Below are 14,998 nucleotides of genomic sequence, written 5' to 3'. Positions count from 1 at the left end.
GGTACGTTTCTGCGCGGTACCCGGACTCTCCCGAAGGACTGATGACCGTGATCCCGGCCCGGAACGGGCCGCCGCGCTGAGCCTGCGCGCCCTACCGGGCACGCCCCCCGTGGTGGCCGTCGACGCCCATCGCATCCACGCCTTCGGCCAGAGAGGCCATCACAGTGCGCTCCGACATCCAGTCGGCCCTGCGCGCGTCCGTCAGCCGTGACGCCCAGCGAGCCGGCCCTTTCCTGATCCACTTCGACGCCGACGACGGCCACCCGTTCCGCAACTACGCGATCCCGGACGACGGCGCGCGGCCGTCGGCGGCGGACGTGGCGGACCTGGTGGCCGCGTTCATCGCACGGGGCCGCATGCCCCGTCTCGAGTACGTCAGACCCGCACCCGCCGTGGACGCGGCGCTGGCGGAGGCCGGGTTCACCGTGGACCTGCGCCTGCCGCTGATGACCCTGCCGCCCGGGGGCCTGCGCGTCCCCGATCCGCCTGCGGGCGTGACGGTGACCGTCGCCGCGGCGGACGCCGATCTGCGGGCGGCGGCGCTGGTGCAGAACATCGCCTACGGCGGGCCACCGGAAGTCACCGCGGCGGACGTCACCCGCCTGCGATCCACCGGCACCGGCGGCGGCACCGTCGTCCTCGCCCGCTGCCACGGGGTCGCGGCGGGCGCGGGACTGTGCACCCCGCCGAGCGGTGGCCTCTCGCAGCTCGCCGCCGTGGCGGTACTGCCGGCGTTCCGGCGGCGCGGGATCGCCTCGGCGGTCGGCGCCGACCTGAGCAGGCGGGTACTCAACGCCGGGGCCACGCCGTACCTGGAGACGGAGAGCGTCAACGAGAACCGTCTCTACGGCCGGATCGGCTACGTCACCATCGGCGAGATGATCGCCATCTCCCTGCAGCCCTAGGTCTAAGCCACCGCCGTGCCCCGCCGCGGATTTCGGTGGGGCACGGCGGCCGGGCCGGGATCAGAAGACCGGGACGCCCTCGCGGACCAGCTTCCAGTTCGGCACGGCGAAGTCGGCCGGGTCGATGACGCCGGACTCGGTGGCCGTGTCGATCAGCGCCTGGCGGATCTCCACCTGCTCGTTGTAGACGACCGGTGCCGCGGGTACCTGCGGGAAGTTGCCGCCGCCGGAGCGCCGGTAGTTGTTGACCGCCAGCACGAACTCTTGCTCCGGCGTCACGGCCACCCCGTCCCGGCTCAGGTTGACGATCCGCTCGCCGACGGGCTTGGCGACGTCGACGTCGTAGTCGACCCCGGCGAGCATGTCGTAGTTATAGTCCGGCAGGCCGCCCGCGTTGGTCAGCGCCTCCGGGTCCACCGGCGCGCCGGGGGCGAGCTGGTTGTAGTACCCGGCCGAGAACTCCAGATACTCCTTGACCTGCGCACCGGTGAGCGTGACCGCTTCGAGCGTGTTGTCGTAGATGTAGAGCCCGGCGATGTCGCGGACGGTCACCGGCCCGGCCGGGAATTTCGCCGTCCGGCTGAAGGGCGACGCCTGCGACAGCACCGGCAACTCCGCCTGCGGAGTACCTTCCAGCGCGGCTTCCACGGTGTCGGTCTGCACCTTCTGGATGAAGTCGACGATCGGTGTGTCCTTGAGCCGCGACTCGGCCGCGGACAGTTCCTGCGAGGACTCGGCGACGGTCTCGTTGACGTATTCGACGGTCTTGTCGTGCTGGGGCCGGAGCAGTTCGGTGATCTTCGGGTCCTCCGGCACGGTGTTCGTGTTCACCGCCTCCGAGGACGCCCCGGCGACCTGCCAGCGGCCGTGCTTGCGCTCCAGGTCGAAGTCCACGACGGACAGTCGCTGGCCCCACTTCGCGGGCTCGGTGAGCAGTACGTCCTTACCGGTGAGCTTGTTCTTGACGAACCGCTGCGGAACGTCCTTGTGCTGGTGGCCGAACAGCACGGCGTCGATCCCGGGCACCTCCTCCGCGATCTGCGCGGAAGCGTTCTCGGTGGGCAGCTCGTCACCGTAGGAGGAGGTGCCGTCGTCACCGGCGTGCGAGCTGGCGACCACCACCTCCGCGCCGAACGCCTTCATGATCGGTACCCAGAACTTCGCCGACTGGACCATGTCGCCGAAGCCGAGCTTGCCCTCGACGTTGCCCTTGTCCCAGATCGCGCTGCCCGGCGTGGTCAGGCCGAGCACCCCGACGGTGACCGGCTTGCCCGCGCCGGTGTCCACCTTCTTCAGGGTGAACGGCTGGTAGGCGGGAAGATGGGTGCGCTCGTCGCTGACGTTCGCGCCGAGAACCGGGGCCTCGATCTGCTTGCGGAAGGTGTCGAGCAGATCCAGCCCGTAGTTGAACTCGTGGTTCCCGACGGTCACCGAGTCGTATCCGATGGCGTTCATCGCCTTCGCCATCGGGTGCGTCTCACCGGTCTCGGTGACCGGCTCGACCTTGGCGTAGTAGTACGACAGCGGGGTGCCCTGCAGGATGTCCCCGTTGTCGATGAGCATGGTGCGATCACGTCCGCGGTCGGCGCGCACTCCTTCGACGGCTGAGGAGATCTTTGCCAGGCCGACGTCGTTGGCATCGGAGTCGTCGTACTCGGCATTGGTGTAGTAGTCCCAGTTGAACACGTTGCCGTGCAGATCCGAGGTCTCCATGACCGTGATCGAGGCGTGTTCGGCGGCCGTCGCCGCGGGGGTGGAGGTGACGATCAGGGCGGCCGCCGCGGTGACGGCGAGGCCGGCGAGTCGATACGAGCGCATGCGCGTCAGCTTCGCGCATCATCCACCGAATGGGTAGGCATCGCGTCCGTTGTTGACTACCCGTGACCTGTTCAGAGGCCGCGCGACACTCCGTCGAGGGCCGATTTGTCTCCTTCGAAGGAAAGCTCCACTTCGTCCCTGCCGAAGGCGTACAGCAGCAGTTCCACCGGTTCGCCGCGGACGATCACCTGCCCGGAACCACGCTTCGCGGTCACCTCGGAACGCCCCGGCACGCCGAGGACGACACCGACCGGACTGCGCCGGAAAGCGAGCTTGCCGATCCGGGACACCGCGCCCCAGGCGGCCTTGTCCCGGTCCTCCTGAGCCGGACGCGGCTGCCAGCCCTGCCGCGCACGGCGGACGTCCTCGTGGTGCACCAGGAATTCGGCGCTGTTGACCAGTTCGTCGACGAAGCCGAGGGAGGTCGGTGCCAGTCGCGGCGGACCGGTCCGGACCAGTTCGACGAGGGCGTCCCACGGCTTGGCCGCGTAACCGTCCTGCACCCGCTGCGTGTACCCGGCGAGCGGTCCGACCAGGATTCCCGGAAGGGCGTCCGGCCGGCGCTCGCGCAGGACCAGGTGCGCCGCGAGATCACGGGTGGTCCAGCCCGCGCAGAGGGTCGGCGCCTTCGGGCCCTGCATGTCGAACAGTGCGCACAACGCGAGACGTTCGTCCTTGGCTACACCCATGGCCGCCACGGTATCCGCCCGCGGCACCGGGCGCGCGCCCACGAGCGGCCCGTTCGCCGGCGCCGCGAGAAATGTCACCGGCGGGAAGAGAAGGCCCGCCGCGCACGCTGAACCGCGGCATGAGCCGACTCTTCGAACCGATCTCCGTGCGCGGTCTGACCGTGCCGAACCGCGTCTGGGTCTCGCCGATGTGCCAGTACTCCTCGGTCGACGGGTTGCCGGACGACTGGCATCTCATGCACCTCGGCCAGTTCGCCGCCGGTGGCGCGGGCCTGGTCTGCACGGAGGCGAGCGCGATCGTCGCGGAGGGCCGGATCAGTCCGCAGGACGCCGGGATCTGGAACGACGATCAGGTCACCGCATGGCGGCGGGTCACCGGTTTCCTGCACGCCCAGGGTTCCGCGGCCGCGATGCAACTCGCGCACGCCGGCCGTAAGGCGTCGACGCACCGTCCGTGGGAGGCGGGCGGCACCGTTCCGGCGAGCGAGGGCGGCTGGCGGTCCGTCGGCCCGAGTCCGCTGGCGTTCGGCAAGTACGCGACGCCTCGGGAACTGACCGAAGCCGAGGTCGCGGCGGTGCCGGGACAGTTCGCCGCGGCCGCCCGGCGTGCCGTCGGGGCCGGTTTCGACGCCGTGGAGCTGCACTTCGCGCACGGCTATCTGGTGCACGAGTTCTACTCACCGCTGTCCAACCAGCGCACCGACCGCTACGGCGGTGATTTCACCGGACGTACCCGTCTCGCGCTGGAGGTCGCCGAGGCGGTGCGGGCCGAGGTGGGCGAGAACCTGCCGGTGTTCGCCCGGTTGTCGGCCAGCGACTGGACGTCCGGCGGCTGGGACATCGAGGACTCCGTCCGGCTGGCGAAGCTGCTCGACGAACGCGGGATCGACCTGATCGACACCTCCTCCGGCGGCAACACCGCGAACCCCGACATCCCCGTCGGCCCTGGTTACCAGGTGCCGTTCGCCGAGCGGATCCGCGCCGAGGCCGGAATCGCGACCGGCGCGGTCGGCATGATCACCGATCCAGAGCAGGCGGAGGGGATCATCGCGAACGGGCAGGCGGACGTCGTGTTCCTGGCCCGCGCGATGCTGCGCGACCCGCACTGGGCGCTGCGCGCGGCGGACGTTCTCGGCGCCGAGGTCTCCTGGGTGAACCAGTACGCCCGGGCCAGGAACCGGCGTTAGCGAGACCTCGGCGGCGAACGGCAACGATGGAACGCCGCGTCCGCGCGCCGGACCGGGCGGTGACGTTCGGCCAGCGGCCCGGCCGGGTCGTCACGTACCTCGCGGCGCGGTGTCGGCAGGCAACGTGAAAAAGCCGCCGATCCGGTGGGATCGGCGGCTCTGTGCCACACCGGTGCCGAGCGCACGACACGGGGTGCCCGAGCGCACGACACGGCATGCCCGAGCGCACGACACGGCATGCCCGAGCGCACGACACGGGGTGCCCGAGCGCACGACACGGCATGCCCGAGCGCACGACACGGCATGCCCGAACGCACGACACGGCATGCGGGTGGGTCAGGCCTGCTGGGCCTGCCACATCCAGTGCGCCTCTTCCAGCGCCCTGGTGATCTCGATCAGCAGGTCCTGGGTGACCAGGTCGCTCTTGTCGGTCTCGTCGATACGGGTACGCAGGCGCTCGACGAGCGCGGTCAGGATGTCGACGATCGCGGCGACGGTCTTCTCCACCGAGTTCCAGTTGTCCGGGTAGTCCGGCAGCCCGGAACTCTCGACGACCGTCTTCGCCTTGCCGTTCGGCGAGACACCGATGGCGTTGGCCCGCTCGGCCACCTCGTCGACGTACTGGCGTGCGGTCGCGACGAGTTCGTCGAGCTGGAGGTGCGCGCTGCGGAAGTTCGGCCCGACGACGTTCCAGTGTGCCTGCTTGGCGATCAGCGAGAGGTCGACGAGATCGACGAGCGTGGCCTGCAGGGCGTTGCCGGTGATCTCCTTGTCGCTCTCGCTCAACGGGCTCTTGATCGGGGACGTGCTCATGGTGTCCTGCCTTTCCCGGTTACCTGCGTGGAGTCCACTGTGGACTCCTCAGATGGTGGCGGTGACCTCGACGGCGATGTTGCCGCGGGTCGCGGTGGAGTACGGGCAGATCTGGTGTGCCTGCGCGACCAGTTCGTTCGCCTTGCCCTCTTCCAGGCCGGGCAGCGCCGTCTCCAGCGTCACGCTGAGAGCGAAGGTGCCCTGCTCGGTCTTGCCGATGCCGACGCGGGCGGTCACCGTCGAGCCGTCCACCTCGGTGCCAGCCTCGCTCGCCACGCGCTTGACGGCGTTGTGGAAGCAGGCCGCGTAGCCCGCGGCGAAGAGCTGCTCGGGATTGGTGAGCTGACCGCCGGGGCCGCCCATCTCCTTCGGCACGGCCAGAGTCTCGTCGATCACGCCGTCGGACGAGGTCACCTCGCCGTTGCGGCCGTCACCGCGGGCGGTCGCCTCGGCGGTGTAGATCGGATCAGCCACGGTTCGTACCTCCTCGAATCGCCGTCATGGCGCTTCTGCTGTCAGGTACAACGCGCAGCGGGGTTCGGCCATGCCGGCGGATGCCGAATGTCACCCCCGGCGGTTACCACGCCGGGGGCGGGGTCAAACGCCGTTGCCCAGCGGGGTCAGCGGGTTGCGCGGGTACTCGCTGCGAAGTCGGCGACCTGCTTGCCGATCAGCCGGAGGTTGCCCGCCACCTTCTCGTCCGAGGCGCCACCGACCTCGTCGAACTTGACCTCGGCGGTGTTCACCGCCCCGCCCAGCGGTGTGGGCCAGCCGCGCAGCGCGTGCGCGATGGTGCGGAGCTGGTTCAGCGTGGTGACGGCCGCCTGCCAGCCGTATGCCACCGAGACCAGGCCCACCGCGCGGCCGTCGAGGTAGGGACGCTCGTCGGGGCGCAGGTCCTCCACGTAGTCAAGTGCGTTCTTGACCAGCCCGGACAGCGCACCGTGGTAACCGGGCGAGACGATCACGATGCCGTCGGCGGAGCGCACGGCCTCGATCAGGGCGATGGCCTCGGCGGATCGTTCGGTCTCGCCGGCGTCGTAGAACGGCAGCTTCAGCGCGCTACCGGTGATCGCCGCGACCTCCGCTCCCGCGTCCACCGCGCCCGCCAGTGCGATGCGCAGGGCACGCTCCGACTGGGAGTCCGCCCGGAGCGAACCGCCGATACCCACAATCCTGACCGCCGATGCCGTACTCACCCCATCGAGGCTAGACCCTCGAGTTAGGTCGAGGACCAGGCCGTGGAACGGAGTGCCCCATCACATCTGGCATCGCAGGCTACTGACGAGTAACGTCGGCCGGGCGACCAGACGCGGGAGGAAAAGCATGGGCAAGCCGTTGCAGATCCGGATCCAGGCGGCGGGCGCGCAGCTCGTGTACGCGCTGCCGACAGTGCTGCGCAGGCTGATCGCGGGCAGGCCGATCCGCAAGGACGGCCAGGAACTCGCCCTGGACGCCCAGCTACTGCTGCGCCTGCAGCAACTCACCGGCACGTCGATGACCAAGGGCGGCGTGGCCGGGGCCCGCAAGGCCCTGGACGAGTCCGCCGGACTGGTCGCGGGCAAGCCGCTGCGGCTCGTGCACACCCGCGACGTCCGGATCCCCGCGGGCTCCGCCGACCTGGACGCCACCCTCTACACACCCGAGGGCATCGACGACCACTCCGGCCTGCTCCTCTTCTTCCACGGCGGCGGCTGGGTGATCGGCACCCGGGCCAGTCACGACAACACCGCGCGCTTCCTGGCAAACCACGCCAGGACCCGGGTGCTCTCGGTGGAGTACCGCCTGGCCCCGGAGGACCCGTTCCCGGCCGCGGCCGACGACGCGCTGGCGGCGTTCGACCACGTCTGCGCGAAGGCGGGCGAACTCGGCGTGGATCCGGCACGCATCGCCGTCGGCGGCGACAGCGCGGGCGGCAACCTTGCCGCCGTGGTCGCCCAGCAGACCGTCCGGCGCGGCGGGCCGTCGCCGGTGTTCCAGCTCCTGCTGTACCCGGGCGTCGACGCGACGGTGCGCAGGCGCTCGCGCGAGCTGTTCGGCGACGGCTTCTTCCTCACCGACGGGGACATGACCTGGTTCCTCGACCACTACGCCCCCGAAGGCGTCGACCGCACGGACCCGAAGCTGTCCCCGCTGCTGGCAGAGGACGTGAGCGGAGTGGCGCCCGCGTACATCGCGACGGCGGGGTTCGACCCACTGCGCGACGAGGGCGAGGCGTACGCGGAGAAGCTGCGCACGGCGGGCGTCCCGGTGGCACTGAGCCGGCAGCCGGACCTGATCCACGGGTACGCCAGCTTCCTCGGCGTCGGCACGCGATTCCGCGAGGCGACGGCGGAGGCCGCCGGCGCTCTGCGCGTCGGCCTGAGCCTGGCCGCATTCGGGGAGCCGACCAAGGTTGATCACTCAGCGTAAAACTACCGGCGAGTCACCATTCTCGAAGGAATGACGTTCATTAAATTGAATGACGGTTTCATTCACGCGATTCCACAGTGGACGCAATAGCAGCAGCCGCGCGTAAATGCCAAATTCAGAACCGTGAACACCCCCCATCCGAGTGCACAATCTCGGTCAGGGGTGACACAAACGTGCAAACGGCCTGCATTCATTCCGGCACAGCGAGTACGTTTCCAGTCACGGGGAATCACCGGCCCCTACCGGAGCGTCCCCCATCGGTAAACCCAAACTTAGGAGTGTGTTGCAGTGTTCAAGAAGGCCGGTTTCGTCACCGCCAGTGTCGCCGCGATCATGATGATCGGTGGCACCGCGTTCGCCAGCGTCGAGTCGGGCAACGACTGGCCGGGTCACCACGACGGTGACCAGGGACAGTCCATCGACTTCCTGAACGACATCGACATCCTGGAGAACGTCAACCTGTGCGGCAACCAGGTCAACGTCATCGCCGTGCCGGTGCTGAACCTGATCGGCGCCGACTGCTCGGCCGCCAGCGTCGACGAGTGATCATCTCGTCAGCTCCCGGCGAATGACTCGCCGGATCTGAAAAGGGGCGACGATCCCGGTCCAACGGACCCGGATCGTCGCCCCTTTTTCGTGTTCTGGCCAAGGTAAACCGATCGACAGCACCCGATGTGTAGCGCAGGCTGGCGCGATGGAGAAACCGGCGTCCGCACCACGTCCGGCGACCGATCCGGCACCCGCGAAGTGGGTGACGGATCGCGTTTCCGGCTTCGACCACACCGTCACGGCTCTGCTGCCGCGAGGATTCCCTGCCTACGTCCGCGTCCTGCACCCGGCCCACCTGCGCCCGGCCGGACCGCCCGGGAACGGTCGGCGCGTGGAGCCCGTCACCTGGACACGAATCGCCGAGGCGAACGGGCGGACCGCGCACCGACTCATGCAGTGGCCGGGCATCTGCGGTCCGGGCGGGCTGCGCGCGAGGCAGCCGGGCAGGTACGACGAGCCGCCCGTGGAGAGTGACCTGCCGTTGCCGGTAGCCGAGATACTGGTCGCGGTGCTGCGCAGGCACACCACGACACCACGACGATGCTGGTTCGGCATGTGGGACGGCTTCGGCCGTACGCCGGAACCCCCGCACGAGGCCGAGTTCGAGATGCCGGCTCGGCGGATGTGGCTCTACGAAGGCGAAATCGACGCGGGGATGGCGGATTTCGGCCCGGGAATCTGGCACCAGTCCCCGAACCTGTGGTGGCCGTCGGACCGCGCCTGGTGCGTGGCCACGGACATCGACCTGGAGAGTACCTACCTCGGCGTGAGCAACCGAGGCGCGGAGGAACTGCTGGCGCACAAGGGAATCGAGTGCTTCCCCGCGTACGAGACGGACCTCGTCTCCTGGCTCGCCGACACGCTCAACCCCCAACTCCACCAGGAAGGCCGGGCGATGCCCTGAGCCCGGACCCGCGACGGCCCGGTACGCGCTGGGCGTACCGGGCCGTCGTACCTCGTGGTGGGAGGGGCGTCAGTGCACCGTGATCACTTGAACGCGGCGGCGACCCTGTCGCCCAGGTTCTTGTCCACGCTGCGCCAGTACTCGAAGACGCGGTCCAGCACCGGCTGGGACACCTCGTTGGAGGCGTGGCCGATGATGTTGTTTGCCAGTCGTTCCCGCGCGGCGTCGTCCAGCACCTCGCGGACCATGGTGCCCGCCTGGCCGAAGTCGTCGTCCTCGGCGTGCGGCCGGTACGCCGAGCGCAACACCTCACCGCTCGCGCCGTAGGCCGAGGCCGTCTCGCCCGCCACCGCGGCGTCCGCGTGCGGACCGCCGTAGGAGTTGGGCGCGTACACCGGGTCCGGTGAGTTGCTGTACGCCATCGCGCCGTCCTTGGAGTACGTGTTCACCGGGGACTTCGCGGCGTTGACCGGGAGCTGCGTGTAGTTCGCGCCGATCCGGTAGCGGTGCGCGTCCGGGTAGGCGAACAGCCTGCCGAGCAGCATCTTGTCCGGCGACGGGCCGATGCCGGGCACCAGGTTCGACGGCTCGAACGAGGCCTGCTCGATCTCGGAGAAGTAGTTCTCCGGGTTGCGGTTCAGCGTGTACTTGCCGACCTTGATCAGCGGGTAGTCGCCCTGCGGCCACACCTTCGTCAGGTCGAACGGGTTGAACCGGTAGTCGGCGGCGTCGTCGTGCGGCATGACCTGCACGTACAGCGTCCACGTCGGGTGCTCGCCCGCCTTGATCGAGTTGTACAGGTCCTTCAGGTGGTGGTCCCGGTCGGAACCGGCGAGCGCGTCGCCCTCTTCCTGGGTGAGGAACTCGATGCCCTGGTCGGTCTTGAAGTGGTACTTGACCCAGAACTTCTCGCCGCCGGCGTTCTGCCAGAGGAAGGTGTGCGAGCCGTAGCCGTTCATGTGCCGCCAGGACTTGGGGATGCCCCGGTCGCCCATCAGCCAGGTCACCTGGTGCGCCGATTCCGGGCGCAGCGTCCAGAAGTCCCACTGCATGTTGTGGTCGTGCAGGTGGTTGTCGGCGCGGCGCTTCTGCGAGTGGATGAAGTCCGGGAACTTGATCGGGTCGCGGATGAAGAACACCGGCGTGTTGTTGCCGACGAGGTCGTAGTTTCCTTCGCTGGTGTAGAACTTCACCGCGAATCCGCGCGGATCCCGCACGGTGTCGGGGAAGCCGAGCTCACCGGCGACGGTGGAGAAGCGGATGAGGCTGTCGGTCTTGGCACCGGGCTGGAACAGGGCCGCCTTGGTGAACTGGCTGACGTCCTCGGTCACCTCGAGCGTGCCGAACGCGCCACCACCCTTGGCGTGCACCACGCGCTCGGGGACGCGCTCCCGGTTGAAGTGCGCGTTCTTCTCGATGAGGTAGTGATCCTGCAGCAGGATCGGGCCGTTGGCCCCGAGCGTCAGCGAGTCGTTGTCGCTGGCGACCGGGATGCCCACATTGTTCGTGGTCGGCTTGGTCACGCCAATCCTCTCCTAGTGGTGGTCGGTCTCGCGTCCGGGCGCCTGCCCGGCCGCGACGCAGTCAGGGCACAGGCCCCAGAAGACGACCTCCGCCTCGTCGACCTCGAACCCCGCCGTGGCGGACGGTTCGAGGCAGGGCGCCGCACCGTGGACGCAGTCGACGTCCCGGGTGCGCCCGCAGGTACGGCAGACGAGGTGATGGTGGTTGTCCCCGGTTCGCGTCTCGAACCGTGCCGGGTGACCGGCCGGTTCGATCCGCCGCACCAGGTTGGCCCTCGTGCAGGCTCCGAGCACGTCGTAGACGGCCTGGGTGGACACCGAGCCGAGGCGCTGCCGGATTCCGGCGGCGACCTGGTCGGCCGTGGCGTGGGGGTTGCCCGCGAGCCACTCCAGCACCGCCGTCCTCGGCGCGGTCACTCGAAGACCGGCCGATCGAAGCTGCTCCCGCGCGGGGCTTTCCTGGTGCGACATGACTCCTCCAGCGTGGACCCTTTTCTGGAATGAGTCAAGAAAGGGTGCCTGATCGGGTGGGCGGCAGGGTGTGACCAGGTCCTCGGACAAAAGAGTTGCACGGACGTACCAGGACACGGTCTCATCGCTGACGTGCCGCTGCAGCCTTACCGTCGTGTCCTCAACGTGCCCGGTGTCCCCTCCTCCATGCTGCTGATGCTGCTCGCCCGGCTGCCGATGACGGCCATGGGGATCACGCTGACGCTGCACGTGGTCAGCGACATGGGCCGTGGCTACGGCGCGGCCGGGCTGGTGGGCACCGCGACGACCGCCGGAAGCGCGCTCGGCGCACCGCTGATCGGCAGGCTGATCGACCGCTATGGGCTACGGCCGGTGGTCACCGTGTGCGGCACCGCGTCCAGCGCCTACTGGCTGAGCACCCCGCACCTGCCGTATTTCGCGCTGCTGCTGGTGGCACTGCCAGCCGGGATCCTGACCATCCCCGCCGGTTCGATCGCCCGGCAGGTGCTCGCGGCGCTGGTGCCCGCCGACCAGCGTCGCGCGGCGTACTCGATGGACACCATCTCCGTCGAGACGACGTTCATGATCGGCCCGGCGGCGGGCATCTTCGTCACCACGCAGTTCTCCTCCGCTGCCGCGCTGACCGGTGTCGGGATCGCGTTCGCGCTGGTGACCGTGGCCCTGCTGCTGACCAACCCGCCGGTGCGCAGCGCCGAGGAGTCGCGGGAACCGGCCGGTGCCCGTCCGGCGATCCGCAGCTGGCTCGGCGGACGGCTGCTGGCGGCGCTGCTGATCGCGATGGGGGCGCTGTTCGTGCTGGTGGGCACCGAACTCGCCGCCCTGGCCGCCCTGCGCGAATCCGGTCAGATCGAGTGGACCGGGCTGGTCATCGTCGTCATGTGCGTGGCCTCGCTGATCGGCGGCCTGGTGCACGGCGCCGTGCATCGTTCGCTGTCCCAGTTGACGCTCAGCGTGCTGCTGGCCGTGCTGGTGATCCCGGTCGGCCTGTTCGGTGACCCGTGGTGGCTGCTGGCGATCGCGCTGATCCCGACGAACCTGGTGTGCGCGCCGACTCTCGCCTCGACCACCGAGACGGTCAGTGCCGCCGCGCCGGCCCGGGTGCGCGGCGAGGCGATGGGCCTGCAGGACTCGGCAACGCGCCTCGGACTGGCGATCGGCAGCCCGGTGGTCGGTGTGGTGATCGACCACTCCTCGGCGGCGTGGGGCTTCGCCGCGGCGGGGGTGGGCGGACTGGCGTTCGCCATCGCCGGGGTGCTCCTGCAGCGCCGCACGACGGCCCGCGCGCTCGTCCCGGCGTGACCCGCGACCGTGGCGAACAGGACGGTCAGAGGCAGACCTGGCGCAGGCGATCGAGGTTGCCCGCGTTGCGCTGCACCCACTCGTTGATCGTGCCGATGCCCTTGGCCTGCCGCTGCTCGAGTTCCACGTAGCCGTCGGCGATACCGAACAACGTCTGCTGCAGGTCCTGCTCGGCGACCCTGCCGCCGAGCTGACGGGCCTGCTCCGCCTTCTCGCCCGCCTTGGCGGCGAGCTGTTCCGGGTCGAGCGAGGTCGGATCGAAGCTGGTCAGCCCGAGCGCCTCGGCGCAGGCCCCGGCCTTGTCCTTGACGTTCCCCGCACTGTCGACGGCCTCGTTGATCGCGTCGGTGCAGCCTGCCGCCGAGAACCCGATCAGGCAGGCGGCGGCGATGATCCCCAGCGGGCGCTTCGTCATGTGATCAACCTACCGGGCCCGCTCTTACGGCTACCCTCCGCTGGAGGAACACAGGGTGTCCAGGAGTTCGACGGTCTCCTCGTTGCGGTCGATCCACGCCTGGACGTCGGTGCTGTCCTCGTCCCAGGACTCGTAGCTCTCGGCGATCTCGGTGAGGACTCCGCGAAGCTCGGCATCGTCGACGTCCTCGCCGAGTTCCCTGGCGTCCTTCGCCTTCCGCGCGGCTTCCTCGCCGAGACCGTCCGCGTCGGCGGACCCGGGGTCGAGCGAGACGAGCGAGCCCATCGCGCGGACGCAGACCGACATCGTGCCGGTGACGTCGCCGGCCTCGGAGAGGACCTTGTCGAGTTCCTCCTTCTCCTCGCACGCGGTGAGCGACAGGACGAGCATGGCGGCGCCGAGGAGGAACGCTCTCGCACGTATGGTCATGCTCCGACGTTAACGAGCTGGAACGTGTACCTGGCAAGGAAAATGCGGAAGTCTGCAACGGGCTGCCGGGTCACGGTGCAGACGACTGCACCGTGACCGGTGGCGCTGCCTGCACCCCGCCGCCGAAAGCGGCCTATCGGGGCGGGACGCGGTTACCGGAACGACTCTGCGCAGGGCCTCCAGGACTGCTCCAAACGGGTGGCTGACGGGTGCTTCGCGAGTCCGTACCTCCGCCAAGCGCGCGAGGGGAACATGAAAAACAATCCACAACCAAGCCTGTGGACAACTCGGAATCGTGTGGACAACCGTTTTCGCAATCCCCCGGATGCCGGGAATCCACGCCGGCGATTCCGCTGGACACCGCCCGATCAGCCCTTGACGCAGACCACCTTCTTGAGCAGCGCCACCACCTCGACGAGGTCACTCTGCGCAGCGATCACCGAGTCGATGTCCTTGTACGCAGCCGGAATCTCGTCCACCACGCCCGCGTCCTTACGACATTCCACGCCGTCGGTCTGCGCCACGAGATCGGCCGCGGTGAACATTTTGCGCGCCTTGTTGCGCGACATCCGCCGCCCCGCGCCGTGCGAGGCGGAGCAGAAGGAGTCGGCGTTACCCAGCCCGCGGACGATGTACGAACCGGTGCCCATGCTGCCCGGAATGATTCCGAGATCGCCCGAACCCGCCCGGATGGCGCCCTTGCGCGTCACCAGCAGTTCGACGCCGTCGAAGGTCTCCTCGCTGACGTAGTTGTGGTGGCACGAGATCGGCTCGTCGAACCGCACTCCCGGGACCGTGTCCCGCACTGCCTGCTTCACCAGTTCCACCATCGTCGCCCGGTTGCGGGCCGCGTAGTCCTGCGCCCAGAACAGATCGCGGCGGTACGCCCGCATCTCCGGGGTATCGGCGACGAAGACGGCAAGGTCCGGGTCCGGCAGGTCCGCGTTGTGCGGCAGCGTCCGTGCGACGCTCATGTGCCGCTCCGCCAGTTCCTTGCCGATGTTGCGCGAACCGGAGTGCAGCATCAGCCAGACCCGTCCCTCATCGGCACCACCGGCTTCGAGGCAGACCTCGATGAAGTGGTTGCCACCGCCCAGGCTGCCGATCTGCGACCGAGCCCGGTCGCCCAGCCGCCGCACGCCCTCGTGCAGTTCCCCGAACGCCGACCAGAACGCGTCCCACCCGCCGACTCCGGGCACCCGGGCCGGGTCCACCGGCGTCCTGTGCATGTTGAAGCCGACCGGCACCCGGGACTCGATCCGGCCGCGCAGTGCGCCGAGATCATCCGGCAGGTCTGCCGCCGTGAGCGAGGTTCGCACCGCACTCATTCCGCAGCCGATGTCCACGCCCACGGCCGCGGGCGATACGGCGTCGCGCATCGCGATCACGCTGCCGACGGTGGCGCCCTTGCCGTAGTGCACGTCCGGCATCACGGCGAGTCCGTGCACCCAGCTCAGGTTCGCGACGTTGTGCAGTTGCCGCAGCGCCTGCTCCTCGACCGTGGCCGGATCGGCCCACATACGGATCGGTACTCGCGCGCCGGTGACTGGCGTGAACATGACT

At 69.2% G+C, this 14,998-nt stretch carries 16 protein-coding genes; 6 read left to right on the top strand and 10 right to left on the bottom strand.

Going from position 1 to position 14,998, the window contains the following annotated elements; translation table 11 throughout:
* Positions 1–164: 164 nt before the first annotated feature.
* Positions 165–905, top strand: coding sequence for a GNAT family N-acetyltransferase (locus CFN78_RS11020; RefSeq protein ID WP_094862622.1), 741 nt, complete (start codon positions 165–167; stop codon positions 903–905).
* 60 nt (positions 906–965) lie between these two features.
* Here CFN78_RS11020 and CFN78_RS11015 read toward each other — a convergent pair whose 3' ends face one another.
* Together CFN78_RS11015 and CFN78_RS11010 are read right to left on the bottom strand one after the other, a co-directional pair.
* Positions 966–2,723 carry a bifunctional metallophosphatase/5'-nucleotidase gene (locus tag CFN78_RS11015; protein WP_094862621.1) on the bottom strand — a complete coding sequence of 586 codons (1,758 nt, stop codon included), beginning with the start codon at positions 2,721–2,723 and terminating at the stop codon, positions 966–968.
* Positions 2,724–2,794: 71 nt separating this feature from the next.
* Complete coding sequence (locus tag CFN78_RS11010; RefSeq protein ID WP_094862620.1) at positions 2,795–3,412, bottom strand: TIGR03085 family metal-binding protein; 618 nt, start codon at positions 3,410–3,412, stop codon at positions 2,795–2,797.
* Positions 3,413–3,531: 119 nt separating this feature from the next.
* Between CFN78_RS11010 and CFN78_RS11005 the strand changes: the two genes are divergently transcribed.
* On the top strand, positions 3,532–4,599 hold the full coding sequence (locus CFN78_RS11005; protein WP_094862619.1) for an NADH:flavin oxidoreductase/NADH oxidase: 1,068 nt from the start codon (positions 3,532–3,534) through the stop codon (positions 4,597–4,599).
* Positions 4,600–4,935: 336 nt separating this feature from the next.
* Here CFN78_RS11005 and CFN78_RS11000 read toward each other — a convergent pair whose 3' ends face one another.
* The 3 genes from CFN78_RS11000 to CFN78_RS10990 form a co-directional block, all read right to left on the bottom strand.
* Positions 4,936–5,412, bottom strand: coding sequence for a Dps family protein (locus tag CFN78_RS11000; RefSeq protein WP_094862618.1), 477 nt, complete (start codon positions 5,410–5,412; stop codon positions 4,936–4,938).
* Between the two features lie 48 nt (positions 5,413–5,460).
* A complete protein-coding gene (locus tag CFN78_RS10995; protein ID WP_094862617.1) occupies positions 5,461–5,886 on the bottom strand; it encodes an organic hydroperoxide resistance protein in 426 nt (141 codons plus the stop codon).
* 146 nt (positions 5,887–6,032) lie between these two features.
* The gene (locus tag CFN78_RS10990) at positions 6,033–6,611 is read right to left on the bottom strand and encodes an NADPH-dependent FMN reductase (protein WP_205660484.1); all 579 of its coding nucleotides are present in this window, start codon (positions 6,609–6,611) and stop codon (positions 6,033–6,035) included.
* 127 nt (positions 6,612–6,738) lie between these two features.
* Here CFN78_RS10990 and CFN78_RS10985 point away from each other — a divergent pair, with 127 nt between their 5' ends.
* The 3 genes from CFN78_RS10985 to CFN78_RS10975 all read left to right on the top strand — a co-directional run bounded on the left by CFN78_RS10985 (position 6,739) and on the right by CFN78_RS10975 (position 9,277).
* The gene (locus tag CFN78_RS10985) at positions 6,739–7,824 is read left to right on the top strand and encodes an alpha/beta hydrolase (protein WP_094862616.1); all 1,086 of its coding nucleotides are present in this window, start codon (positions 6,739–6,741) and stop codon (positions 7,822–7,824) included.
* A 288-nt stretch (positions 7,825–8,112) separates the two neighbouring features.
* A complete protein-coding gene (locus CFN78_RS10980; RefSeq protein WP_094862615.1) occupies positions 8,113–8,370 on the top strand; it encodes a hypothetical protein in 258 nt (85 codons plus the stop codon).
* Between the two features lie 148 nt (positions 8,371–8,518).
* Positions 8,519–9,277 carry a hypothetical protein gene (locus tag CFN78_RS10975; protein WP_094862614.1) on the top strand — a complete coding sequence of 253 codons (759 nt, stop codon included), beginning with the start codon at positions 8,519–8,521 and terminating at the stop codon, positions 9,275–9,277.
* Positions 9,278–9,360: 83 nt separating this feature from the next.
* Here the strand turns inward: CFN78_RS10975 and CFN78_RS10970 are convergent, their stop codons facing one another.
* Positions 9,361–10,800 carry a catalase gene (locus tag CFN78_RS10970; RefSeq protein ID WP_094862613.1) on the bottom strand — a complete coding sequence of 480 codons (1,440 nt, stop codon included), beginning with the start codon at positions 10,798–10,800 and terminating at the stop codon, positions 9,361–9,363.
* A gap of 12 nt (positions 10,801–10,812) precedes the next feature.
* A complete protein-coding gene (locus tag CFN78_RS10965; protein WP_094862612.1) occupies positions 10,813–11,271 on the bottom strand; it encodes a Fur family transcriptional regulator in 459 nt (152 codons plus the stop codon).
* A 132-nt stretch (positions 11,272–11,403) separates the two neighbouring features.
* On the opposite strand from CFN78_RS10965, the gene CFN78_RS10960 reads away from it, so the two are divergent.
* Positions 11,404–12,591, top strand: coding sequence for an MFS transporter (locus CFN78_RS10960; RefSeq protein ID WP_240519381.1), 1,188 nt, complete (start codon positions 11,404–11,406; stop codon positions 12,589–12,591).
* 25 nt (positions 12,592–12,616) lie between these two features.
* Here CFN78_RS10960 and CFN78_RS10955 read toward each other — a convergent pair whose 3' ends face one another.
* The 3 genes from CFN78_RS10955 to CFN78_RS10945 form a co-directional block, all read right to left on the bottom strand.
* On the bottom strand, positions 12,617–13,006 hold the full coding sequence (locus CFN78_RS10955) for a hypothetical protein (protein WP_094862611.1): 390 nt from the start codon (positions 13,004–13,006) through the stop codon (positions 12,617–12,619).
* A 30-nt stretch (positions 13,007–13,036) separates the two neighbouring features.
* The gene (locus CFN78_RS10950; RefSeq protein WP_133116324.1) at positions 13,037–13,435 is read right to left on the bottom strand and encodes a hypothetical protein; all 399 of its coding nucleotides are present in this window, start codon (positions 13,433–13,435) and stop codon (positions 13,037–13,039) included.
* Between the two features lie 368 nt (positions 13,436–13,803).
* The gene (locus CFN78_RS10945) at positions 13,804–14,994 is read right to left on the bottom strand and encodes an RtcB family protein (protein ID WP_094862609.1); all 1,191 of its coding nucleotides are present in this window, start codon (positions 14,992–14,994) and stop codon (positions 13,804–13,806) included.
* Positions 14,995–14,998 lie beyond the last annotated feature (4 nt).

Origin of the sequence: Amycolatopsis antarctica (genome assembly GCF_002262875.1) — a bacterium.
In the GTDB taxonomy this organism is placed as follows: Bacteria; Actinomycetota; Actinomycetes; order Mycobacteriales; family Pseudonocardiaceae; genus Amycolatopsis; species Amycolatopsis antarctica.
The sequence above is the reverse complement of the archived record's forward strand: the minus strand, read 5'-3'. Positions and strand labels throughout refer to the sequence as shown.